Raw genomic sequence first — 20,472 nt, forward strand, 5'->3', positions numbered from 1 at the left:
GATATCATGCACCACAGCCAGATCAACAGCGACATCCGCAAGCTGATCGCCGAAGGCACCGTGCTGCCGGCACACCCCCTCGCGCTCACCGCCGGGCGCCGGCTCGACAAGACGCATCAGCGCGCGTTGACGCGCTATTACATCGACGCCGGCGCGGGCGGCCTCGCCGTCGGCGTTCACACGACGCAGTTCGCGATCCGCGACGTCGGTCTCTATCGTCCCGTGCTCGAGCTCGCCGCCGAGACCGCCGCGAGCTGGACCACCCGGCCGCTGGCGCTGGTCGCCGGCCTCGTCGGGTCAACCAGCCAGGCAACCACTGAGGCCCGCACCGCACGCGACATCGGCTATCATGCCGGCCTGCTCAGCCTTGCGGCGATGAAAAGCGCCTCCGAGGACGAGATCATCGCCCATTGCGCGGCCGTGGCCGCCGAGATTCCGCTGGTCGGCTTCTACCTCCAGCCGGCCGTCGGCGGCGTCATCCTGTCGAGCCGGTTCTGGCAACGCTTCGCCGCGATCGACAATGTCGTTGCAATCAAGATCGCACCGTTCAACCGCTATCGGACACTCGACGTGCTGCGCGGCGTGGCGGCCGCCGGCGCGCTCGACCGCGTCGCGCTCTACACCGGCAATGACGACCACATCCTGCTCGACCTGATGCTCCCGTTCGATCTCCGCGACAACGGCATCACCACGCGAACCTATTTCAAAGGCGGCCTGCTCGGCCACTGGTCCGTGTGGACCGCGACTGCCGTCAAGCAGTTCGAGCGCTGCAAGGCGGCGCGGCACAAGGACAGCGTGCCGGCCGACCTGCTGGCGCTCGATGCCCGCGTCACCGATTGCAACAGCGCCTTCTTCGACGTCGCCAACAATTTTCACGGCTGCATCGCCGGCTGCCACGAGGTGTTGCGGCGCCAGGGTCTGATGCAAGGCCTGTGGTGCCTCGATCCGAACGAGGCCCTCAGCCCCGGCCAGAAGGAGGAGATCGACCGCGTCACGCGCGAGCACGCGGACCTCAGCGACGATGCCTTCGTCGCCGCGAACTTGAACAAATGGCTGGCATGAGCTCAGACCCCTTCATCAGCCTGCAAGGCGTCCGCAAGGTCTATCGCTCTGGCGGCGCGGAGTTTCTCGCGGTGTCCGACGTCACGATGGACGTCGCTGAAGGTGAGCTGGTCTCGCTGGTCGGCCCCTCCGGCTGCGGCAAGACGACAGTGATGAAGATCCTTGCTGGCCTGCACGGCGCCGACGGCGGCACTGTCAGGATAGGCAATACCAACAGCCCGTTCGATCCGACCCGCGACATCGGCATGGTGTTCCAGCAGGCGCTGCTCTTGAAGTGGCGCACCATCCTGGAAAACGTGCTGCTGCCGGCCGAGATCGTCGGCCTGCCGATGAAGGCCGCGCGCGAGCGGGCGCGCGACCTGCTCAACCTCGTCGGGCTCGCCGGCTTTGAGCAGAAATATCCGCAGCAGCTGTCCGGCGGCATGCAGCAGCGCACCGCGATCGCGCGCGCCTTCATTCATGATCCAAAACTGATCCTGATGGACGAGCCGTTCGGGGCGCTGGATGCGCTGACGCGCGAGCAGATGAATCTGGAGATGCTGCGGATCTGGCGCGAGAGCGGCAAGACCATCATCTTCGTCACGCATTCGATCCAGGAAGCCGTCTTCCTGTCCTCGCATTGCGCCGTGCTGACGGCGGGACCTGCGAAGATGGCCGACTATTTCGCAATCGACCTGCCCTTCCCGCGCGACCTGCCGCTCAAGACCACGGACGCGTTTGGAGCGTATGCAAGGCGGATATATGCGAAGCTGGGACTGGGCGCGGCGTAGACGATAGTCCGGAGCCCGGATGGAGTCCGGTAGGTTGGGCGAAGGGAAGCGTGCCCACCATGGCGAGTGAAGCAAGAAATGGTGGGCACGGCGCAAGGGCGCCTTTGCCCGCCCTTACGGGAGCGCGGCGCAATCGCGACACCGCGCCCGCATCGTCCGCTCAGCTCTTGTTGCGCATCTTGCTGAGCAGATAGTTGTCGTAAAAATTCTCCGCGATCTGCGTGTAGAACAGGAGCTCCTTCATATACGCGTCGTGGCTGTCCTTGGTCCGCTTGAACAGCTCGCTCTTGGCGGCGAGCTCGTTCAGATGGTCCTGGGTGGCGTTGTAGCAGGCCTCCAGCACCGGTTGCGGGAATGCCTTCAGCTCGGCGCCATTGGCGATCAGCCGCTTCAGCGCCGCCGGATTCACGCTGTCGTATTTTTCCAGCATCCAGGCGCCGGCCGCCGCGCCGGCCTGGTTGACGATCGCCTGATATTGCTTCGGCAGCGAGGCCCATTTCTCGTCATTGACGATCATGTGCAGCATGGCGCCGCCTTCCCACCAGCCGGGGAAATAGTAGTACTTGGCCACCTTCTGCAAGCCGAGCTTCTCGTCGTCATAAGGACCGACGAACTCGGCGGCGTCGATCGAGCCCTTCTCGAGGGCCGGATACACGTCACCTCCCGCGATCTGCTGCGGAACGACGCCGAGCCTTGCCAGCACGTGGCCGCCCATGCCTGCGATGCGGAATTTGAGACCTTTGAGATCGTCGACGGTCTTGATCTCCTTGCGGAACCAGCCGCCCATCTGGGTGCCGGAATTGCCGCAGAGGATCGCGTGCGCCTTGAAGGGCTTGAGCGCCTCATTGGCGAGATCAGCGCCGCCGCCGAAATGCCACCAGGATTCCTGATGGCGATGGTTCATGCCGAACGGCACACCGGTGGCATAGGCCAGCGCCGGCTCCTTGCCGATGTAGAAATAAAGTGGCGTCTGCGCCATCTCCACCGAGGCGGTGCTGACCGCATCGAGCGCCTGAAGACCGGGAACGATTTCGCCGGCCGCAAAGGTCTGGATCTGGAATTTGTTGTCGGTGGCCTCAGCGACGTATTTCGCAAAGGTCTGCGCCGTGCCGTAGATGGTGTCCAGCGATTTCGGGAAGCTCGAGGTCAGGCGCCATTTGATCTCGGGCGCGCTCTGCGCGATGGCAGGTGCAGCAACCAGCGTCGCCGCGCCGGCGACCGCGCCGCCCTTGAGGAATGTACGGCGTTTCATGATGGGGACTCTCCCTTGAAGCAAGTTTCGAACATATCGGCATTGCGGCGACGGTCTTCGCGGACCGTTTGCCCGTTCCTAGAGCGGAGTTCAAGATGCGCCCGAAAGGTCCGTAGCCCGGATTGCGCGAAGCGCTCCATCCAGGCTACAAGGCACTCACTTCAAAGCAATTTCGCGCTGACGAACAGCGCGCGCACGGCGTTGGTCGCCTGCACCGCCAGCATGGCGTTACCCGCAGCACCTTCCAGAGCCGCGATGGCGTCCTCGTGCAGCGAGCGAAATTCCATCCACTCGACCGATTTGAAGTTGGTGAGGAATTGATAGGCCTGACCGACGGTCGCGATCGCCAACGTGTCACCGTTCAACTTGATCTTGAACGTCGTGCGCAGCGGAGTTTCGGAATTTGATGGATCACTCATGAGCTGCTTCTGGACGAGGATGGCTTAACGAAGGGGAAACGGCAGCAACCCCGCCGTCACAGGCGAATATCAGGAATCGGTGCTCGCGCGCTGCGAAGCGGTCGCCGATCCGCGCAGGCTCGGCACCACGACCAGGCGGTTGAACTCGCCGTTGTCGTAGGACTTGAGGAAGCGATCATAGTCCTTGATCGAGACACAGCCGTTGGAATCGCCGCGCGGCCCGAGCATGTAGTTGTGGGTGAGCAGACCGACGCGGCCGAGCGCGCTGGTGCCGTCGGTCGGTGTCATGCGCAGCGCCCGCACGCCGTGGAACAGCTTTTCGCGCGGCTTGAGGTCGTAGGTCGCCGGCGGGGTCGCGCCTACCATACGCTGGTCGACATGGTCGGGGTCGTCCATCAGCGCGCCCATGCCGGAATGAGCTTCCAGCGCCACGCCGCTCGGCAGGTACACCGCCTTGGCCGAGATGTCATAGACCGCCGTCCGCGAATCGTAGCCGAGGGCGGCAAGATCCGGCGCCTTGGCGAACAAGCCGTCGCTGGGAGTCAACGAGGCCAGCTTGATCTTGTCGGTGAATTTTTCGAAGAAGTTGCGGTTGTCGACCTTGGGGTTGGTCTCCGCATAGGCTTGGCTGGAGGCGATCTGGGCGGAGAAGTCCGCCTGGACCGGACGCGAGCGCGGCATCGGAATGACGTCGGCGCGCTGTTGCGAGGGCTTCGCCTCCTCGACCGCAGAGGAGTGGTGGTCCTCGGTCAGGATCGAGCGCCAGTCGTCGCCCTGGAGTCTCTGGGCGAGCATTGCCTTGGCGTCCCGCAGCTTGAGCTGGACCGCATTCGCTGCGGAGCGCTCCAGCGCCCGCAGGCCGAGCTCGCGGGGCGACGGGCTGCCGGCGGCCGACGCAAAACGGTCTTCGAACGAAGGGGAATTGGCCGGCGGCAAGGCGGCGGAGACCAGCGGAGTCGAATCGCCGATATCGGTGACCCACGCGGCGGTGCCAAGCGCCAGCGCGATCGCGGCCAGAGACAGCATAACCGTCTCGGCGCGCCCAATACGGCGGCGCGACAACAGCCTCTCGGCGTGTGCTGCGTCGGAAACCATCAGATCCCCAAATCGACCCCCGGGGGTACCCAACCCCCACCCGGAGACTCTATACCAGCTACCACATTGGGAGCCAAAAGTTAGGCATAATCGCGGCCGGCAAGCCCCCCTAAGGTATCCAATGACCGATCCCTGCGATCTCAACCGTTTTATCCGGGCCCAGGACCCGGTCTATCGCGACGTCCAGGGCGAGCTGGCCCGGGGCCGGAAGCAGACCCACTGGATGTGGTTCATCTTCCCGCAGGTCGCTGGCCTCGGCTTCAGCGCCATGTCGCAGCGCTACGCCATCGGGTCCCGCGCGGAGGCCGAGGCCTATCTCGCCCACCCCGTCCTCGGCGCGCGCCTGATCGAATGCACGAAGCTCGTTCTGGCGGTCGAGGGCCGGACCATCAATGCGATCCTCGGTGCGCCTGATGACGCGAAATTCCGCTCGTCGATGACGCTGTTCGGCGCGGTGTCCGGCGAGCCCGTCTTCGATCAGGCGATTGCCCGGTATTTCGCAGGCGAGCGCGATAGCTCCACGCTGGAGATCCTGTCGAAGCTCGACCACACGTCCGGCTGAGTTGACGGGATCGGCAGCGTAAACCCGCGATTAACACCGGCTGCCTATTCTTTGGGCAAGATGATTCTCCTCCCGCACCAATGCCGGATTGCCCATGAAAATCGGTACGCTCCTGACCACCGCCATCGTCTCGCTGTCGACCGTGGGCGGCGGCCTCGCGGTTTATGTCGCCGTGACGAAGTACCAGACGATGGAGCGCATCTCCGAGGCGCAAGGCCGGCTCGCGATCGTCCGCGCCGTCAGCGACATCCCACGCTATCTCAATCCCGAACGCGGCTTTTCCACCAACATCCTCTACGGGCCTGCGACCATCGATCCCGCGCTGCTTGCCGAGCAGGACAAGCTGCGCAAGCAGACCGACGGCGCCCGCGACAAGATGAGCGCGCTGCGCAAGGAGCTGCCCGGCCCGTTCGATGACGGCACCACCATCGGCAGCAACATCGACGGCATCAATGCGAGGTTCACGGCACTGCGCGAGGCCATCGACAGGGCGCTCGCCGGGCCAGCCGAGGCGCGCAAGGACGCCGCCAAGAAGATCGTCGCCGACAACGCCGTGCTCAACAGCGGCGTGACCGCGCTGCTCAACGAGCAGGTCCGCCGCATGGCGATCCTGAACGGCGACGCCTACCGGCAGGCCAGCTACGCCAACACCGCCATGACATTGCGCGACGTCGGCGGCTTCAACTCCAGCCTGCACAAGAATCTCGTCGGAGGAAAGAAACCGGCGGCCGACGCCGAGAAGGCCGAGATCGGCCGCTCGCAGGGTCGCAACGATCAGCTCGTGATGGCGTTGCTGGAATTGCGCGGCAATCCGGCGACACCGGCCAACGTGGCCGCGGCGCTGGAGAAGTTCAATTCGATCTATGTCGAGGAGTTCGGCCGCGAGCTCAAGCTGGTGAAGGACGGCGCTGTCAGCGGCAAATACGAGCACGACATGGACACTTATTACGCCGCCACGCAGCGCGGCCTCGGCACCATCATCGAGGTCCGCGATGCCTTCTACGACAATGCCGAGCAGATTCTCGCCGCGGCTTCCTCGGCCGCGCGCACCAGCTTCACGATCGCACTCGCCGGCCTCCTCGCCGTGCTGATCGCGAGCGTCGGCCTCATCGTGATGGTTCGCCGCCGCGTCTGCGCGCCGATCGTGACCCTGACGAGGCGGATGTCACGGCTCGCCGATGGCGAAGTCGCGGAAGAGATTCCCGGCGCGGAACGTTCCGACGAGATCGGGGCGATGGCCGCGGCGGTCCAGGTGTTCAAGGACAACATCATCCGGGCCAACCGGCTCGCCGCCGAGAAGCAGGCCGAGAACGACGGCAAGATGCGCCGTGCCCAGGCGCTCGACGACCTCACCCGGGCTTTCGAGGCCAAGGTCACCGAGCTGGTCGGCGGCCTGTCCAGGGCCTCCGCGATCATGGAAAGCACCGCGCAGTCGATGACGTCGACGGCGGCGCAGACCAACAGCCAGGCCGCCGTGGTCGCCGCCGCCTCCGAGCAGACCTCGACCAACGTGCAGACCGTCGCCAGCGCCACCGAAGAGCTGACCTCCTCGATCGCGGAGATTGGTCGTCAGGTCGCTCAAAGCACCGAGATCGCGGCCCGCGCCGTCGAGAACGCCCGCCGCACCGGCGATACCGCCCGTGCCCTCGCCGAGGGCGCGCAGAAGATCGGCGACGTCGTGACGCTGATCCAGAGCATCGCCGAGCAGACCAACCTGCTCGCCCTGAACGCGACCATCGAAGCCGCCCGCGCCGGCGATGCCGGCCGCGGCTTTGCCGTAGTCGCCTCCGAAGTGAAGTCTCTGGCAGGCCAGACCGCCAAGGCCACGACCGAGATCTCCGAGCAGATCACCGCGATCCAGACGGCGAGCGACGAGACCGTGGCCGCGATCCGCAACGTCGCCGACGTCATCGCGGAGATCGACCAGATCGGCACCGCGATCGCCGCGGCGATCGAGGAACAGGGCTCGGCCACCAAGGAGATCGCCCGCAGCGTCCAGGAGGCCGCCCGCGGTACCCAGGAGGTCAACAGCAACATCTCCGGCGTGCAACGCGCCGCCGACGACACGGGAGCCGCCGCGAGAGAGGTGCTGGGCGCCGCCGAGCAGCTCTCGACGCAGTCGCGCGATCTCGCCGGCCAGTTCGACCGCTTCCTCGGCGAAGTCCGGGCTGCGTAAGAGCGCGGATTCGTAGCCGAGATGGAGCACCGCGCAATCCAGGACGGTGCCGTTGATGCACCGAGATCCCGGATTGCGCAGCGCGCTCCATCCGGGTTACGGCACCGTCTTCGCGAAGGACATCAATAAGGTGGTGCCTTGCGCGCCCGCTGTGCTTTCGCCGCCTCGATCCACCACAGCAAATCGTCGGCAAAGCGCGGGAACGAGCGCTCCAGGGCCTTGCCGCCGTCGCCGATCGGTTCGGCGTCGGCCGACAATGTCTGCGCGATCGGGCCGACACCGATGGTGCTCGACACCACCACCATGCCCATCTCCGAGAGCGTGCCGTGCCAGGCCGTCGCGGCGCGCGCGCCGGACAGTCGGCCGGCCGAATAGCTCACGATCGCGGCCGGACGCCAGAACCACTCCTCGAGGAAATGATCGGTGAGGTTCTTCAGGCCCGGCTGGATGCCCCAATTGTACTCGCCGGTGACGAAGACGAATCCGTCGGCGCCGCGGATCTGCCCCGCCAGCTTCTCCAGCTCAGCGGGCGCCGAGCCCTTCGGGTACTCCTTGTACATGCGGTCGAGCATCGGCAGGCCGATGGCCTTGGCATCGATGAATTCGACCTCCTCACCGCGGCTGCGCAGCCGATTGATGACGAAATTCGCAAGGCGAATGCCCATGCGGTCGGAACGGTAGGAACCGTAGAGGACGAGAATGCGATTGCTCATGGCGGGACGGTAGCACGAAACCGGCGTCAGGCCCTACTCGATTTGTCGCACTATCGTCCGCGACCGCGCGCCAGTGTTTGCGACGGCGTCTCGCCGAACTGGTCGCGGTAGCTCCTGGAGAAATCGCTGAGATGCCAGAAGCCAAACGCCAGCGCGACCGCCTTGACGCTGTCGGCCCCGGCGAGCAGCCGCCGGCGCACCAGCCACAGCCGGCGCAGACGCAAGTAGCGGTGCAGGCTCATGCCGCGATAGCGGCGAACGACGTCGTGCATGGTGCGAACGGACAGGCCGAGCCGGCGCGCGATCTCGTCGCTGTAAATCGGCTGCGACAGGTCGTCGGAGAGCAGCGCGCGAATATCCTGAAACATCCTGAAATTCCGTGCGTCGTTGGGCCCCAGGGTCCAGCGGGCCGACACGACGCTTTCGAAGACCTCGTCGACGGCTCCGAGCAGGGACTCCTTCATCGCCGCGCCCTTCGACAAGAGCTCCGGTGCCTCGACCGCGCCGGACGCCTCGGCCAGCACCTCGCGAACCACGCTGCGCAGCCGGTGCAAGCCGGCCCCGGAGATTTCAAAAATCTTGAAACTCGAGAGCGTCTGCGGCCAGCCACGATCCGTCACCTCCGGCCTGAAAACCACCGAGGCGATTTGCCTCTGCACCTCCTCGATGCTGGTGTAGGCCGCGCCGCCGCTGCCAATGACCACGACCGGTCGCGCACATCGCGAGCCGTTGAAGCGAATGGGTACGTTGAGGTCGTCCATCGTGAAGCCGATGGCCGTGCAATTCGCGACGAGCTGTGCGTCAACCACCCGCGGAAACGCGCGGGTCAAATTCACGTCGCAGCCGGGTAACGAAAGGATCGTCTGCTCGGCCGAAATCTTCGGCACAAGAGGCGTGAATTCGAAATTCAACCCGCGTATGGCGTTTCGAAATTCGTCGGCATCTGAAAAGCGAAATGTCTTGAGTGCCACCCCGGGCACGTCATCAATGCTGTTCATAGCAATAAGAAAACGCAGCGTCGTGTTTGATGTGCGTCCGGCCGCGTGCCGCTTCCCCCCGTTTTCCGTTGCACCGAAAAAATCAAACTGTGCTGGTCAATTGAAGATGAGTCTAAATTGAAAAGACAGGTCGGGACATCATGTCCCGCCAAATTTCGATAGCATTTCCCGAAAATCGGCGGTGCATTAATACCCCCGGCATTTAATTCTCAAAATTAAAAATTAACGGATTTAAGGCGCAATAACAGACGTTGTACAAGGCAATTTTTTCAATTCAGGCTCCTGCCATGATGGCAAATCCGCCTGCCGATATTTTGGTCGAGTTAGAAGACGCAGTCGCAACGTGTCCGCTGGACCGCTGCACTCGCATCCTCTCCGGGATCTTGCAGCTGCTCACCAGCAGCCGCGAGCGGCCTCAGGAATTGCTCGCCGACGTGACCGACGGCGTTCTGCTGCGATTAACGGAACGGGTTGAGGCAAGTGCGCTGATCGATCTCGGCATGATACTCGCGGAGCTCAAGGTGGCTCCGCCGAAGACCGTTCGGCGCCTTGCCTCACACCACCATCCGGAGGTGGCGTGCCCTGTCTTGCTCAGATCGCAGTCACTGTCCGCTGCCGATCTCAAGTCGATCGCTGCCGCGACCGGCGAACGGCAGCAATGTGCGATCGCCGCCCGCGCGCCTATCGATCCAAAGGTGATCGAGACGCTGATCGAGCGCGGCGCCCGCAGCGTCTGTATTACGCTGATCGGCAATACGGAGGCACGCTTCTCTGATGCTGCCTACGTTGCGCTCGTCGAGAGGTGCCTGACGGATGATGAACTTACGAAGGCGCTGGCGCTCAGGCCGAACACGCCCGACGCAGTCACGCGGAAATTGCTGTCGGCCTCGGCAGTTCCGAAATCCGGCATGGAGAAGTCCACCGTCTCGCTTCAAGCCGCAACGGACGCGCCAAGCGCCCCCAAACTGCCCTGCTCGGCCGCCTATGCACGCGCGCGGCCGGAGATCGTCGCGCTCAACCGCATCGGCAAGCTCAACGATTCCACGGTAAACCGCTTCGCCATCCGCGGCGAGACCGCCAACCTCGTTACGGCACTATCGGTGCTTTCGGGGACTCCCATCGAGATCATCGAGCATGTCATGACCGACGACGATTGCGAGGGTCTGGTCATGGCCTGCCGTGCCTCGCGGCTGAACTGGCAGACCACGTTCGCCATCCTGAGCAACCGCTCCGGCAAAAGGTTTTCCTTCGCCGAGCGCGAACGCGCGCAGCACATTTTCGAGACGCTGCTTCTGTCGACCAGCCAGTGGACGGTGCGTTGGGGGGACATTGCCGCAAACGCCAAGGAGAGCAGCCGGGGAAATCGCGGCGTAAGCATGGGGAGTAGCCGATGAAATTCAGCGGTCGCAAAGCCGTTCGCGTGAAAATGGACCACAGGCGGCCGGTCAATCTCATGGGTTCGGACGGCACCTGGCGGCGCAGTTGCGTCCTGCTGGACGTGTCACAAAGCGGCGCCAAGGTCGAGGTCGAGGGCACGCTCGACGTGCTCCGGGCCAAGGAGTTCTTCATGCTGCTGTCGTCGACCGGCCTCGCCTACCGGCGCTGCGAACTGGTCTGGATCGACGGCACCACGGCTGGCATCCATTTCATCACCGTTGGCGGCAGGAAGAAACCCGCTGCTCCGCCTGCGCAGAATCCGGTTCAGAGCAAGTAGATTCGAACGATCCACCCACTGTCTTGAGTCAGGCCGTGCAGCACGTGCGAACCAGATCCGGCTACGTCAATGGTGACGGCGGCATCCGAGAGGCAGGGACGGCTCGTCCCTTCCTGCATGTGCTGGCCGACACGTCCGACAAGCTCGCAGGCGTCTGCTCGATTCTCGAGGACAAATTCACCGTTGCGGGCGAACGACTCGATGCCGATTCCAAGCTGTCGCAGACGCCGGCCGCGATCGTCATCCGCGCGGAGCTGCGCGACCTCGACAATATCGCCGCCATCAAGAAGCGCGCCGGCAAGCTGGCGAAGGCCAGGAAGCGGATCTTCCTGCTCGAGCACGCCTCTCATGTCTGTATTTCGCAGGCCTACGCGCTCGGGGCGACACTGGTCCTTCCCAGCACGGTCGGCCGGACCAGGCTGCTGGCCGCACTGACCGACCCGGCCGACGGCGCGTCTGCTTCGTCGGGCGACACGCCGCAATCGGACAGGGCCGTCGAGACCGCGGCGACCACTATCGCATCGATGTTCACGGCTGTGACCCTGGGCCAGCCACTTGACGTCGACGGCACAAAGGAAGCCGGTCGCCAGATCGCCGATCGCATCACCCAGCATGGCCTGACGGAGTGGCTCATGACGGTGCGGCGCCATCACGAAGGAACCTATCAGCATTGCCTGCTCGTGACCGGCATTGCCGTCGACTTCGGACTGAGCCTCGGCGTCGGCAGAGCCGACCTGGAACGTCTGTACTCGGCAGCCATGTTCCACGACATCGGCAAGGCGCGGATTCCGCTCGCCATCCTCGACAAGCCGGGCCGCCTTGATGCCGCGGAACGCGCGCAGATCGAGACGCATCCGAGCGCCGGATACGAGTTTCTCAAGGACCATCACGGGATCTCGCCGGAGATCCTCGATGCCGTTCGCCATCATCACGAGTATCTCGACGGGAGCGGCTATCCCGATGCGCTCTGCGGCGAGAGCATTGGCGACATCGTACGGATTCTAACCATCTCGGACATCTTCGCAGCGCTGATCGAGCACCGGCACTACAAGCCCACGATGCCGCGCGCCGACGCCTACGACATCCTGTGCGGGATGAATGGGAAGCTGGAAAAGGCGCTTGTCCGCTCGTTCAAGCCGGTCGCGCTCACGCGGTGAGCGCGGCAGCCTCGTCTCGAACGCGGCCGAGGGCATGATCCGGAAACTGTGCAGCGGTTTTCCGAACCTGACCTTATCGCGCTAATGAGTAGCGCGATAGCTGGCGCGTTGCGGGATCGACCGGCAGGCCAGCCCGTCGGCCAGCAGCTTCATGTCCTCGTGCCGGCCGCTGCGAATCAGCCGGCCGAACTCTTCAGGGGTGAAAGGAAGACTTGGATCATCATCGATCTTGTGCCGCAGTCGCGGACCGAAGAACCGCCGAACCAGGCTAGCCAGCCGCCGCATGTCAATTCCCTCGCGCCAGCAACAAACCTCTCAGTCCGCATATTGTTCCTCCCGCACCTTCGAGATTGCAAGAGGCCGCACGCGACACCGCACCAAAAAAATTTTCATCAGAGAATAATCTCCTCTGCGTCCCACTAATCGGCAAAACCCACGTAACGCACGAACTCGTCGTTGTGCTCGCGGTCCGAGCGAACCGCGTTCGCGGCAAAGCTGTCGTCGGGATAGCCCATCGCGACGCAGGTCATGATGACCTCGTCCTCCGGAATCTTGGCAACCTCGCGCACGATGTCGGAGCGCATGATGCCCTGCCCGTTGATGACGGAGCCGAGACCGCGGTCCCACGCCGCGAGCACGATGCCGTAGCAGAGCGCTCCGAGATCGAAATGGCACACCGCGCCGGGATCGAGCACGCGGTCATAGGTCAGGACCAGCGAGACCGGCGCGTCGAACTGGCGGAAGCCGCGCAGCACCCAGTCCTGGCGCATCGGCTTGTCGTCGCGTGCGATCCCCATCGCGCCGAACAGCTTCTTGGCGATGTCGACCTGCCGCGTGCGGTGCACGCCCTGGTACTCGCCGTGGCTGATGATGTCGCGCTTGACCTTGGCGCCGCCGGCCATCTCCTCCATGTTGCGGCGGCGCACCTCTTCCAGCGGATGACCTGTGAGCACGTGGACATGCCAAGGCTGGGTGTTCATCGAGGACGGCGCACGCTTGGCGCTCTCGATGATCGCCTCGATCACCGCGCGCGGCACCGGCTCTCTCCTGAAGCCGCGCACGCTGCGCCGCGACTGGACCAGCTTTTCGAATTCCACCTTGCTAACCTCCCTGCCCATTCATCCGCCTGCATCACGGCATGACGCCGGTTGCCGATGCGGCGCGCAAAACCTATGCTAACGGCCAAGCAAGACCAAGAACCCTGTGAGGAAATCGCATGGCCGCACCGCTCGATCCCGTCATCGCCCAGATCATTCCGCTCATGCCGATGCGCGATCCCGCGGTCATGACGCCACAGAGCGCCCGCGATTCCTTACGCGCACTGGCTGCCTCCCGCGCCGCCATCCCGGCCCCGCCTGTCGACAGCGTGCAGGATATCAAGGTGAAAGGCGGCGCCAGCCTGCTCGACGCACGAGTCTACCGGGTCGGCACCACACCGGCACCGACCGTGGTGTTTTTCCATGGCGGCGGCTGGGTTGCGGGCGATCTCGAAACCCACGACCGGCAGGCGCGCAATCTCGCGATCGAGACCGGGGCGGTCGTCGTCTCCGTCGACTATCGCCGCCCACCCGAGACGCGCTTTCCCGGCGCGTTCGAGGACGCCTTCGCCGCGGTCCGTGACATTTTCGACCGCGTCGCGGAATTTGGCGGCGACGCAAAGCGTGTGGGCGTCGCCGGCGACAGCGCCGGCGGCAATCTCGCGGCGACCACGGCGATCGCCTGCCGCGATACCGGCATCAGGCTCGCCGCGCAATTGCTGGTCTATCCCGTGACCGACGTCGTCGGCGCTTACGCCGACGCGCGCGAGAACGCGCGTTATCCCTCGCGCGCCGAGAATGCCGAGGGTTACTTCCTCACCCGCGCAACCATGGAATGGTTCTGCGGCCACTATCTCGCCGATCCCGGCCATGCTTCGGACTGGCGCGTCTCGCCGTTGCGGGCGGCCTCACTGGCGGGTGTCGCGCCGGCGATCGTCACCACCGCCTGGTTCGACCCTTTGCGCGATGAGGGCGCGGCCTATGCGCGGGCGCTGGAGGCCGCCGGCGTGCGCGTCAAGCACCATGAGGGACCCGGCCTGATCCATGGCTATTTCGGCATGGGCGACGCCTCCGACGTCGCGCGCGCCGAGGCGCAGCGCGCGCGGGCCGACTTCAAGGCGTTGCTCGCGCGGGGCGTATAGTCCCCCTAGCTGCGACGCGCCCGCTGCGCGCCGGTATGCCCCCAGGTCTCGTCCCAATCCTGACCCGAGGCATCGACCACGCGGCCGTCGGCTTCAAAGAACTTGTTCGGCACCTGGAAGATCGCCAGGATCAAGGCTCCATCCGGACACCAGGCGGCGTGCCGGCTGCCGGCCTCACGCCAGATGAACTCGCCCGCCTTGCAGGCGATGCCCTTGGCTGGCCCCTCCTTGTCGACGAGCGTGCCCTCGATGACGTAGCTCTGCTCGATGCCGACATGCTCGTGATCGGGCAGCACCGAGCCCGGCGCAAAGCGCATCAAGGCGGTCATCAGACCGCTGCTGCGATCGAACAGCAGCGTCTTGGCCTCGCACCCTGGAAAGCGCGTCTTCTGCCAGTCCATGTTTTGCGGCTGAACCAAGTGAGAATGCCGATCGGCGGTTTGTTCGCCCTTCGGGATCGTGGCGTCCATCACGAAACTCCCTTCATCTCGACCGAGTCGAGGCTAGCAGGATTGTCCGGCCAGGTCAGCGAGCGGTGCAACAGGCGGGACATTGGCTCGTCACGCTCGAAAACAGGCAAGCGGACGGACGACAGGCGCCGATCTTGCTTGATTGCGCCACGATTCCCGGCTCCAATCCGCCCCGCCATTTCTGGTTTAGGGAGACATCCATGATGAAACGGATTTTCCTCGCAGCGATCGTTGCCGCCTTTGCGGCGGGCTCGGCCTTCGCGCAAGAGACCTGCGAGAGCAAGGCCGTCGGCAAGGATGGCAAGCCGCTAGCCGGCGCCGCCAAGACCTCGTTCTTGAAGAAGTGCAAGGCGGATGCCTGCGCCACCAAGGCCGTCGGCTCCGACGGCAAGCCGCTCGCCGGCGCCGCCAAGAGCAGCTTCATGAAGAAGTGCGAGACCAGCGCGTAAGGCGCCATTCCAAAGAAGGTCTCGCCAAAGAAGGTCTCGTGCCCGCAGCGCTTCCCTGGCGATGCAAAGCATCGCCCAGTAGCGATGCGCTGCACAGCCGCGGCGCATGCGTCCACGTGCATTCCGACAGATGGACCCCGGCCCGGCGGAGCGGCACCAGCGCGTCAAAGAGTTCAGACGAGCGAGCTCATTGAAAACATCTCGATTTGGTTATAGCCCGGATTACGCTTGCGCTCCATCTGGGCTACACGCCCATCGCTACGACCGCAGCCCCGGCGCCTCCTGCCCGGTGCGCGCGACATATTCCGTGTAGCCGCCGCCATATTGGTGGATGCCCTCGGGCGTCAGCTCCAGCACGCGGTTCGACAGTGTCGCCAGGAAATGCCGGTCGTGCGAGACGAACAGCATGGTGCCGTCGAAATCCGACAGCGCGGCGATCAGCATCTCCTTGGTGGCGAGGTCGAGATGGTTGGTCGGCTCGTCCAGCACCAAGAAGTTCGGCGGGTCGAACAGCATCTTGGCCATGACGAGGCGCGCCTTCTCGCCGCCCGACAGCACCCGGCAGCGCTTCTCGACGTCGTCGCCGGAGAAGCCGAAGCAGCCGGCGAGCGCGCGCAAGGAGCCCTGCCCCGCGGTCGGGAACGCATCTTCCAGCGACTGGAACACGGTGCGCTCGCCGTCGAGCAGGTCCATCGCATGCTGGGCGAAATAGCCCATCTTGACGCTGCCGCCGAGCGCCACGGTGCCTTCATCGGGCTCGCTCGCACCGGCGACGAGCTTGAGCAGCGTCGACTTGCCGGCGCCGTTGATGCCCATCACGCACCAGCGCTCCCGACGGCGGATCATGAAGTCCAGCCCGTCATAGATGCGCTTTGAGCCGTAACCCTTGTGCACGTTCTTCAGCGCGACGACGTCCTCGCCCGAGCGCGGCGCCGGCGGGAAGTCGAACACGACGCTCTGGCGGCGGCGCGGCGGCTCGACCCGCTCGATCTTGTCGAGCTTCTTCACCCGGCTCTGCACCTGGGCCGCGTGCGAGGCGCGCGCCTTGAAGCGCTCGATGAACTTGATCTCCTTGGCGAGCATGGCCTGCTGGCGCTCGAACTGGGCCTGCTGCTGCTTCTCGTTCTGCGCCCGCTGCTGCTCGTAGAACTCGTAATTGCCGGTGTAGGTGGTGAGCGAGCCGGAATCGATCTCGATCACCTTGGAAATCACGCGGTTGATGAACTCGCGGTCGTGCGAGGTCATCAAGAGCGTGCCCTCGTAATCGTGCAAAAACTTCTCCAGCCAGATCAGGCTTTCGAGGTCGAGATGGTTGCTCGGCTCGTCGAGCAGCATGACATCAGGGCGCATCAAGAGAATCCGCGCCAGCGCCACGCGCATCTTCCAGCCGCCGGAGAGTTTTCCGACATCGCCGTCCATCATCTCCTGGCTGAAGCCGAGGCCCGCCAGCGCCTCGCGCGCGCGGCCATCGAGTGCGTAGCCGTCGAGCTCCTCGAAACGGTGCTGCACCTCGCCGTAGCGGGCGATGATCTCGTCCATCCGGTCGGCCTTGTCAGGATCGGCCATCGCGGCCTCGAGCTCGCGCAGCTCGGCGGCGACCTCGCTGACGGGTCCGGCGCCATTCATCACCTCGGCCACGGCGCTGCGGCCGCTCATCTCGCCGACGTCCTGGTTGAAATAGCCGATGGTGATGCCGCGATCGGTCGAGACCTGGCCCTCGTCGGGCAGTTCCTCGCCGGCGATCATGCGGAACAGCGTGGTCTTGCCGGCGCCGTTCGGCCCGACCAGGCCGATCTTCTCCCCCTTGTTGAGGGCCGCGGAAGCTTCAATGAACAGGATCTGGTGGCCGGCTTGCTTGCTGACGTTGTCGAGGCGGATCATGAGGTCTTTTGGGGGGATTTTTGCGTTGCAGCGTCATAGGGCATGCGGGGCGCGAGGGGAAGCCCGGCGGGGTACGGATTTCACCCGGCCGATCCTGCTCCCTGATGCTGCAAAGCGGATGCCACGCACAAAAAGTGCGTCCCATTTGGCTCAACAACGGGCATCACCTTCGCCCGCTCGCTGTCCGAAAGTCGACATCACGGCTCTTGAGGTGATGGACAGCAAACAGCCGCACGCCGAAGCCTTAGTCGCAGCATCTGACCTCATGGAGTGCGGAGCGGCAGCCGCCGTTCTGCCACCACCCACACAGGCGGAAAAACAACGCAATCGACCACGTCGAACAGCACGGTAATGCTCTCGTTGAACGACTGCGCGAAAGCGATCGCGTCATTGCGCTTTCCATCAGCGATTTGTGTGCCGAGCGTGCAATGAGGTCTCCAGTTTCCGGGTCGATAGTGGAGCCGGCAAAAGGTTGGATCGATTGCAGCGCTGATCGAAGAGTGCCATCGAGCCAGGGCTTCATCGACTTTCGGCTCCGCCCAGAGCACGAGCGGCGGACCTGCAAACCAACATATTCGCCCGAACTCGATTGATAGCTGCCCTTCGCCTGCTGTCGCGCGGAGCATGGCCTCCCACGCGGTGTTCGCAGTAATCTCGGGCGTATCATAGATGGCGAATGTAAAATGTGGCCGATAGTTGAGTGCCCTCATCGAAGGCTGGCTCTCAAACGTTGCGACTTCGTCCCACAATGCCTCGATCCGCTCTGCGGAGGAATCATCGGATCGAATGTTAATGGCCAAAGCCATACGCTGGTCGCTCCATGAGCCTACGCCCTTCGCATCAGCTTGAGCGAGGCCGCCAGCCGCAGGCTGCGCTTGCCGGCGAGCGCGATGCCTTCGAGCTCGCCGCTGTCTTCCGTGCAGGTCCCGGAGAAGCCGATGCCCACCTCCAGGCCGCCGAACACGGGGTTTTCCCCTTTCGCCGGCGTGTGCTCCTGGTTCAGCATCTCGCCCTTCCAGCGGCCGTCTGCCGAGGAATAGGCGCCGAGATAATAGAAAAACGCATCGCCTCCGAGGATGCGCCCGTCGATCAGCAGCATCACGCCGGACAGCCCGGCATCGATGCCATCGAGCGCGTTCAGCCTCATCCCATAGAGCCCGTTGGCGATGCCGCCCGGCCCGACCGTACCGCTCGGAGGCAACCCCTCGTCGTCGAGCCGCGTGAGATTCGCCCAGAACTTGGCGCCCGGCATGGTATCCGCACCGCCCTCGAGACGGATCTGGTTGCCGTACAGCCGGCCGCGCGCCCCGATCGAGGCGACGTCGGCGCCCATCAGCGGCTTGTAGCTGGGGTCCAGGTTATGCCGCTCAGTGATGACCTCGGCGATGATCTCGCCATCGCGCTCCACGTAGCTGCCAAGATGCGCAAAGCCCGAATTGCCGCCGAGCATCTTGCCGTCATGCAGGCACATGATACTGCGGCCGAACGCATCGTTGACGCCGTATTCAACTTTGTAGAGCCCGTCCAGCAACGTCCTGAACCCGCAAAATCGGAAAACAATGGCGGGCTACCTAGCATCGTCGCCGCACTGAAGCCACCGGCTTTTCCGCGCAGGCCCGCTCTCGGGACGCTCGCCGCCATGATGTCAACATACCCCTGTTTTGCCCGACGGGTCAAAAACGATTTCGTAAAATCAGCAGACGTGGTATTTCAATGACTTGGCTACTGTGCATGGGGTTGTTTTTCGACTTTTGTGTCCGGCTCGGGGGAAAACCCTTCAGGCGTCAGTGACGCTTGAAATACTGCACCGCGCGCTCGTGCTTCTCGGCGGCCGCACGGCTCTTGAAAGTGCCGAGGTTACGGCGCTTGCCGGTCTTCGGATTCACCTTGCGTGAATAGAGGCGGTATTCGCCCGATGCCAGTTTGCGGATCATGATCGCGCTCCGTTTTGTCTGGATGTCAACGGCGTACGCGCGGGCCAGGTTCCGTCAAATCGTGGCTCTGTTCGCAAAGCGCCGCGCAATCGCGGCGGCGCTCAGAAGCACAACGTGGTGACGAGCCTGCCCTGCTTGTCCTTGATCGCGTAGGGGCAGCGAATGCGTTCCAGCGCCTTCTTGGCGTCCTCGTCGCCGAGCGCGGCGGCGCGCTCGTAATAGGCTTTTGCGGCGTCCTTGTCCTTCGGACCACCGCGGCCGCCTTCCGCGAAGGCCCCCATCCGCTCCAGCGCGCCGGGATGATTTTGTGCCGCTGCCTTCTCGAACAGCGCACGGGCCGCAACGTCGTCCTTGGCACCGCCCGCGCCTTCGGACAGCATCAGGCCGAGCTGGTACTGCGCTTCCGCGTTGGTCTCGGCAGCCTTGCCGAGCAGCGCGCGGGCCTGCGCGGGATCGGCCGGCGCCACGCCACCTGCGCCGCCGAGCGCGGCGAGATTGCTGACGCCGCGGGGGTTGCCGGCCTGCGCCGCCTTCTCGAACAGCTTTCGCGCTTGCGCTTCGTCCTTCGCAACGCCGGAGCCGGTGCCATAGGCGACGCCGAGCTCGACCATGGCCGCGCTCGATCCCTTGTCGGCGGCCTTGCGCCAGGCGGCGATCGCCTCCGCCGTCTGCCGGTTGGCTGCATGAGCGCGGCCGAGCGCGAACATCGCGCGCCGCGAGGATGGCGCGGCCTGCTTGCAGAACTTGATCGCGGTCGCGATGTCGGAGGGAGCGATCTCCGTGACGCCTTTCACGTCGGTCGGCTTGTCGGGGTCGCTGGGATCGGCGGCGACCCGGTCGCACAGGACGAGATCGGCCGATTGCGCCTGCGCGGTCAGGGGCGCGGCGAGCGCGAAGAGCATGGCAAGGAGGTAAGTCCGCATGGTCGTCACGTTGCGTCTTCGCCTCGGTGAATTCAAGGCTCAAGTCCCGACTGGCGCAGGACGGGGGCGACCTCTGGCGATGTCAGATGGCGCAGCAGCCGATCCGCGGCGTCGGCATGTTTCGCGTTCGCCATGCGGCCGGCCGAGAACACGGCGGGCGTCTGCAGCGCGCGCGGAATCGGACCGACCACCTCGATGCCGCCGACCTGCTTCAGCTCGCTGATCTGCTGCACGGCGAGCTCCGCCACGCCGGTCACGAGCCGCTCCGCCGTAAAACCCTGCTCGACGATGGTCGCCTTGGCATTGACCTCGGCGGCGATGCCCATCCGAACGATCAGCTGGGCGAAGTACACGCCGCTCGCACCGAGCCGCGAATAGGCGACTGAGCGCGCGGCGAGCAACGTCTGACGCAGCGCGGCTTCGTTGGCGATGTCGGGATGCGCCTGCCCCGCCCGCACGGCGATGCCGACGAAGGAGCGCGCCAGATCGGCCGCGCTCGCGGCAACCACGCGCCCCTCGCCGATCATCTCGTCGAGCCCTTCGCGGGTGAGGATGACGAGATCGGCGGCTTCACCGTCGCGCAAGCGCTTGAGCAGCGCCAGGGTCGGCGCGAAGTCGGCATCGACATGGATGCCGCTGTTGGCCTCGAAGGTGGAGGACAGGCTGCGCATCGCGCCCATCAGGCCGAGCGTCGAGAGCATGCGGACATTGTCCATGA

The 20,472-nt window shown here is 64.6% G+C and carries 23 protein-coding genes; 9 read left to right on the forward strand and 14 right to left on the reverse strand.

Annotation, left to right across the window (positions count from 1 at the left end; all coding sequences use genetic code 11):
• Positions 1 to 6 precede the first annotated feature (6 nt).
• Complete coding sequence (locus tag P6U27_RS19735) at positions 7 to 1,062, forward strand: dihydrodipicolinate synthase family protein (RefSeq protein ID WP_122403488.1); 1,056 nt, start codon at positions 7 to 9, stop codon at positions 1,060 to 1,062.
• Positions 1,050 to 1,832, forward strand: coding sequence for an ABC transporter ATP-binding protein (locus P6U27_RS19740; RefSeq protein WP_122403489.1), 783 nt, complete (start codon positions 1,050 to 1,052; stop codon positions 1,830 to 1,832). Before P6U27_RS19735 ends, P6U27_RS19740 begins: the two co-directional genes overlap by 13 nt.
• A gap of 160 nt (positions 1,833 to 1,992) precedes the next feature.
• On the opposite strand, the gene P6U27_RS19745 is transcribed toward P6U27_RS19740, so the two are convergent.
• The 3 genes from P6U27_RS19745 to P6U27_RS19755 all read right to left on the reverse strand — a co-directional run bounded on the left by P6U27_RS19745 (position 1,993) and on the right by P6U27_RS19755 (position 4,529).
• Complete coding sequence (locus P6U27_RS19745; protein ID WP_122403490.1) at positions 1,993 to 3,084, reverse strand: TRAP transporter substrate-binding protein; 1,092 nt, start codon at positions 3,082 to 3,084, stop codon at positions 1,993 to 1,995.
• Positions 3,085 to 3,245: 161 nt separating this feature from the next.
• Positions 3,246 to 3,503, reverse strand: coding sequence for a hypothetical protein (locus tag P6U27_RS19750; protein ID WP_122403491.1), 258 nt, complete (start codon positions 3,501 to 3,503; stop codon positions 3,246 to 3,248).
• A 69-nt stretch (positions 3,504 to 3,572) separates the two neighbouring features.
• Positions 3,573 to 4,529, reverse strand: coding sequence for a DUF2778 domain-containing protein (locus P6U27_RS19755; protein WP_122406700.1), 957 nt, complete (start codon positions 4,527 to 4,529; stop codon positions 3,573 to 3,575).
• 190 nt (positions 4,530 to 4,719) lie between these two features.
• On the opposite strand from P6U27_RS19755, the gene P6U27_RS19760 reads away from it, so the two are divergent.
• Both P6U27_RS19760 and P6U27_RS19765 read left to right on the forward strand, forming a co-directional pair.
• Positions 4,720 to 5,160 (forward strand): DUF1810 domain-containing protein, encoded by a 441-nt coding sequence (locus tag P6U27_RS19760; protein WP_407192368.1) that lies wholly within the window; start codon positions 4,720 to 4,722, stop codon positions 5,158 to 5,160.
• Between the two features lie 94 nt (positions 5,161 to 5,254).
• On the forward strand, positions 5,255 to 7,336 hold the full coding sequence (locus tag P6U27_RS19765; RefSeq protein ID WP_407192369.1) for a methyl-accepting chemotaxis protein: 2,082 nt from the start codon (positions 5,255 to 5,257) through the stop codon (positions 7,334 to 7,336).
• Between the two features lie 122 nt (positions 7,337 to 7,458).
• On the opposite strand, the gene P6U27_RS19770 is transcribed toward P6U27_RS19765, so the two are convergent.
• Entirely contained in the window at positions 7,459 to 8,049 is a 591-nt protein-coding gene (locus P6U27_RS19770) for an NADPH-dependent FMN reductase (protein ID WP_122403494.1), read from the reverse strand.
• A 50-nt stretch (positions 8,050 to 8,099) separates the two neighbouring features.
• On the reverse strand, positions 8,100 to 9,047 hold the full coding sequence (locus P6U27_RS19775; RefSeq protein ID WP_122403495.1) for an AraC family transcriptional regulator: 948 nt from the start codon (positions 9,045 to 9,047) through the stop codon (positions 8,100 to 8,102).
• Between the two features lie 287 nt (positions 9,048 to 9,334).
• Between P6U27_RS19775 and P6U27_RS19780 the strand changes: the two genes are divergently transcribed.
• From P6U27_RS19780 to P6U27_RS19790, 3 genes are all read left to right on the forward strand, one after another.
• A complete protein-coding gene (locus tag P6U27_RS19780; RefSeq protein ID WP_407192370.1) occupies positions 9,335 to 10,441 on the forward strand; it encodes a DUF2336 domain-containing protein in 1,107 nt (368 codons plus the stop codon).
• Entirely contained in the window at positions 10,438 to 10,761 is a 324-nt protein-coding gene (locus P6U27_RS19785; RefSeq protein ID WP_122403497.1) for a PilZ domain-containing protein, read from the forward strand. The genes P6U27_RS19780 and P6U27_RS19785 overlap by 4 nt, the downstream gene beginning before the upstream one ends.
• Before the next feature lie 113 nt (positions 10,762 to 10,874).
• Positions 10,875 to 11,918 carry an HD-GYP domain-containing protein gene (locus P6U27_RS19790; protein WP_407194462.1) on the forward strand — a complete coding sequence of 348 codons (1,044 nt, stop codon included), beginning with the start codon at positions 10,875 to 10,877 and terminating at the stop codon, positions 11,916 to 11,918.
• Positions 11,919 to 11,999: 81 nt separating this feature from the next.
• Here P6U27_RS19790 and P6U27_RS19795 read toward each other — a convergent pair whose 3' ends face one another.
• A complete protein-coding gene (locus P6U27_RS19795) occupies positions 12,000 to 12,203 on the reverse strand; it encodes a hypothetical protein (protein ID WP_122403498.1) in 204 nt (67 codons plus the stop codon).
• A 134-nt stretch (positions 12,204 to 12,337) separates the two neighbouring features.
• The gene (locus P6U27_RS19800) at positions 12,338 to 13,015 is read right to left on the reverse strand and encodes a nitroreductase (RefSeq protein WP_122406702.1); all 678 of its coding nucleotides are present in this window, start codon (positions 13,013 to 13,015) and stop codon (positions 12,338 to 12,340) included.
• A 119-nt stretch (positions 13,016 to 13,134) separates the two neighbouring features.
• Between P6U27_RS19800 and P6U27_RS19805 the strand changes: the two genes are divergently transcribed.
• Complete coding sequence (locus P6U27_RS19805) at positions 13,135 to 14,097, forward strand: alpha/beta hydrolase (RefSeq protein ID WP_122403499.1); 963 nt, start codon at positions 13,135 to 13,137, stop codon at positions 14,095 to 14,097.
• 5 nt (positions 14,098 to 14,102) lie between these two features.
• Here the strand turns inward: P6U27_RS19805 and P6U27_RS19810 are convergent, their stop codons facing one another.
• Positions 14,103 to 14,567, reverse strand: a complete 465-nt coding sequence (locus P6U27_RS19810) for a cupin domain-containing protein (protein WP_122403500.1) — start codon at positions 14,565 to 14,567, stop codon at positions 14,103 to 14,105.
• A gap of 200 nt (positions 14,568 to 14,767) precedes the next feature.
• Here P6U27_RS19810 and P6U27_RS19815 point away from each other — a divergent pair, with 200 nt between their 5' ends.
• Positions 14,768 to 15,016 (forward strand): hypothetical protein, encoded by a 249-nt coding sequence (locus P6U27_RS19815; RefSeq protein ID WP_407122275.1) that lies wholly within the window; start codon positions 14,768 to 14,770, stop codon positions 15,014 to 15,016.
• A gap of 258 nt (positions 15,017 to 15,274) precedes the next feature.
• Here P6U27_RS19815 and P6U27_RS19820 read toward each other — a convergent pair whose 3' ends face one another.
• The 6 genes from P6U27_RS19820 to P6U27_RS19845 all read right to left on the reverse strand — a co-directional run bounded on the left by P6U27_RS19820 (position 15,275) and on the right by P6U27_RS19845 (position 20,470).
• The gene (locus P6U27_RS19820; RefSeq protein ID WP_129142897.1) at positions 15,275 to 16,897 is read right to left on the reverse strand and encodes an ABC-F family ATP-binding cassette domain-containing protein; all 1,623 of its coding nucleotides are present in this window, start codon (positions 16,895 to 16,897) and stop codon (positions 15,275 to 15,277) included.
• Positions 16,898 to 17,160: 263 nt separating this feature from the next.
• Positions 17,161 to 17,703, reverse strand: coding sequence for a 2'-5' RNA ligase family protein (locus P6U27_RS19825; RefSeq protein WP_129142898.1), 543 nt, complete (start codon positions 17,701 to 17,703; stop codon positions 17,161 to 17,163).
• A 20-nt stretch (positions 17,704 to 17,723) separates the two neighbouring features.
• Complete coding sequence (locus P6U27_RS19830; RefSeq protein ID WP_129142899.1) at positions 17,724 to 18,428, reverse strand: GrlR family regulatory protein; 705 nt, start codon at positions 18,426 to 18,428, stop codon at positions 17,724 to 17,726.
• Between the two features lie 253 nt (positions 18,429 to 18,681).
• Entirely contained in the window at positions 18,682 to 18,831 is a 150-nt protein-coding gene (locus P6U27_RS19835; protein ID WP_122403506.1) for a hypothetical protein, read from the reverse strand.
• Positions 18,832 to 18,932: 101 nt separating this feature from the next.
• The gene (locus P6U27_RS19840; protein WP_162500298.1) at positions 18,933 to 19,754 is read right to left on the reverse strand and encodes a tetratricopeptide repeat protein; all 822 of its coding nucleotides are present in this window, start codon (positions 19,752 to 19,754) and stop codon (positions 18,933 to 18,935) included.
• 32 nt (positions 19,755 to 19,786) lie between these two features.
• Positions 19,787 to 20,470, reverse strand: a complete 684-nt coding sequence (locus tag P6U27_RS19845) for a substrate-binding domain-containing protein (RefSeq protein WP_407192371.1) — start codon at positions 20,468 to 20,470, stop codon at positions 19,787 to 19,789.
• Positions 20,471 to 20,472: the final 2 nt, after the last annotated feature.

Source organism: Bradyrhizobium sp. STM 3566, from assembly GCF_045571445.1.
GTDB classification, from domain to species: Bacteria; Pseudomonadota; Alphaproteobacteria; order Rhizobiales; family Xanthobacteraceae; genus Bradyrhizobium; species Bradyrhizobium vignae.

What these genes read in the sequence shown, in the direction of transcription:
- P6U27_RS19735 (WP_122403488.1), top strand. Translation starts at nt 7, where the DNA reads ATGCACCACAGCCAGATCAACAGCGACATCCGCAAGCTGATCGCCGAA.
- P6U27_RS19740 (WP_122403489.1), top strand. Translation starts at nt 1,050, where the DNA reads ATGGCTGGCATGAGCTCAGACCCCTTCATCAGCCTGCAAGGCGTCCGC.
- P6U27_RS19745 (WP_122403490.1), bottom strand. Translation starts at nt 3,084, where the DNA reads ATGAAACGCCGTACATTCCTCAAGGGCGGCGCGGTCGCCGGCGCGGCG.
- P6U27_RS19750 (WP_122403491.1), bottom strand. Translation starts at nt 3,503, where the DNA reads ATGAGTGATCCATCAAATTCCGAAACTCCGCTGCGCACGACGTTCAAG.
- P6U27_RS19755 (WP_122406700.1), bottom strand. Translation starts at nt 4,529, where the DNA reads ATGCTGTCTCTGGCCGCGATCGCGCTGGCGCTTGGCACCGCCGCGTGG.
- P6U27_RS19760 (WP_407192368.1), top strand. Translation starts at nt 4,720, where the DNA reads ATGACCGATCCCTGCGATCTCAACCGTTTTATCCGGGCCCAGGACCCG.
- P6U27_RS19765 (WP_407192369.1), top strand. Translation starts at nt 5,255, where the DNA reads ATGAAAATCGGTACGCTCCTGACCACCGCCATCGTCTCGCTGTCGACC.
- P6U27_RS19770 (WP_122403494.1), bottom strand. Translation starts at nt 8,049, where the DNA reads ATGAGCAATCGCATTCTCGTCCTCTACGGTTCCTACCGTTCCGACCGC.
- P6U27_RS19775 (WP_122403495.1), bottom strand. Translation starts at nt 9,047, where the DNA reads ATGAACAGCATTGATGACGTGCCCGGGGTGGCACTCAAGACATTTCGC.
- P6U27_RS19780 (WP_407192370.1), top strand. Translation starts at nt 9,335, where the DNA reads ATGATGGCAAATCCGCCTGCCGATATTTTGGTCGAGTTAGAAGACGCA.
- P6U27_RS19785 (WP_122403497.1), top strand. Translation starts at nt 10,438, where the DNA reads ATGAAATTCAGCGGTCGCAAAGCCGTTCGCGTGAAAATGGACCACAGG.
- P6U27_RS19795 (WP_122403498.1), bottom strand. Translation starts at nt 12,203, where the DNA reads ATGCGGCGGCTGGCTAGCCTGGTTCGGCGGTTCTTCGGTCCGCGACTG.
- P6U27_RS19805 (WP_122403499.1), top strand. Translation starts at nt 13,135, where the DNA reads ATGGCCGCACCGCTCGATCCCGTCATCGCCCAGATCATTCCGCTCATG.
- P6U27_RS19810 (WP_122403500.1), bottom strand. Translation starts at nt 14,567, where the DNA reads ATGGACGCCACGATCCCGAAGGGCGAACAAACCGCCGATCGGCATTCT.
- P6U27_RS19815 (WP_407122275.1), top strand. Translation starts at nt 14,768, where the DNA reads ATGATGAAACGGATTTTCCTCGCAGCGATCGTTGCCGCCTTTGCGGCG.
- P6U27_RS19820 (WP_129142897.1), bottom strand. Translation starts at nt 16,897, where the DNA reads ATGATCCGCCTCGACAACGTCAGCAAGCAAGCCGGCCACCAGATCCTG.
- P6U27_RS19825 (WP_129142898.1), bottom strand. Translation starts at nt 17,703, where the DNA reads ATGGCTTTGGCCATTAACATTCGATCCGATGATTCCTCCGCAGAGCGG.
- P6U27_RS19835 (WP_122403506.1), bottom strand. Translation starts at nt 18,831, where the DNA reads ATGATCCGCAAACTGGCATCGGGCGAATACCGCCTCTATTCACGCAAG.
- P6U27_RS19840 (WP_162500298.1), bottom strand. Translation starts at nt 19,754, where the DNA reads ATGCGGACTTACCTCCTTGCCATGCTCTTCGCGCTCGCCGCGCCCCTG.
- P6U27_RS19845 (WP_407192371.1), bottom strand. Translation starts at nt 20,470, where the DNA reads ATGGACAATGTCCGCATGCTCTCGACGCTCGGCCTGATGGGCGCGATG.